This window comes from Peptoniphilus sp. oral taxon 836 str. F0141, from assembly GCF_000179335.1.
Classification (GTDB): Bacteria; Bacillota; Clostridia; order Tissierellales; family Peptoniphilaceae; genus Peptoniphilus_A; species Peptoniphilus_A lacrimalis.
The window spans coordinates 1-787 of sequence record NZ_AEAA01000113.1; the positions used below are offsets into that span (position 1 = coordinate 1).

1 protein-coding gene is annotated in these 787 nt (G+C 22.1%); it reads left to right on the forward strand.

The features are described 5' to 3' along the window. The first annotated feature begins 344 nt into the window (after nt 1-344). A complete protein-coding gene (locus HMPREF9131_RS05925; protein WP_009345943.1) occupies nt 345-764 on the forward strand; it encodes a LytTR family DNA-binding domain-containing protein in 420 nt (139 codons plus the stop codon). The last annotated feature ends 23 nt before the right edge of the window (nt 765-787 follow it).

Consider the following 787-nt stretch of genomic DNA (forward strand, 5'->3'; position numbering starts at 1 on the left):
GGTCTATAGACGCAAAGTGCATTTCGTTTATAGGCTTTTGTTATTTTTATTATTTTTTATTTGGAAGCTGTTTAGAATTTATTCTAAGCAGTTTTTCTTTTACTTTTAATTATATTAAATCACATTGGTTGTTTGAATTTTCTTGATTCGCTTTAATTATATTAAATCATTATAGTGTATTTAATTTCTTATTTCATTTTAACTAAAACTAATTTATTTTTAAAAAATTATACCGCTTATTCATTTTTATCAACCTTTTATACATGATTTATAGATTTAATTCCATATTTATTTATAATGTAATTAAAGCTTATGTTTTACTATGTTTTTAAGTTGAGGTGGCTATGAAAGTCGAGATTGTTCTTGATGAAAAATATCAAGAAACTTATGTAAAGATATTTACTGATAAGTATAATAAAGAAATTGAAAATTTGGAAAAATCTCTTGTTAATATTAACAATAATGTTATTTTAGGTTTTAAAGATGATGATGCCTTTGTGCTTGATTTAAAAAATATTTATAGATTTTTTACAGAGGATAAGGATGTTTTTATTGAATGTAGAGATAACACCTATAAATCAAGGCTAAGAATGTATGAGATTGAACATAGATTAAATAATTCTTTTGTGCGAATTTCGAGGTCTGAGATTATTAATATTTCTTATATTAAAAAGTTAGATTTATCTTTTAAGGGAACTATTGCTGTTGAGTTAAAAATATGTATTCTTAGGAGCTTTTGCAATATTTCTTTTTATTTTTTTTAGTATATGGACTTTAATTTTTTTAT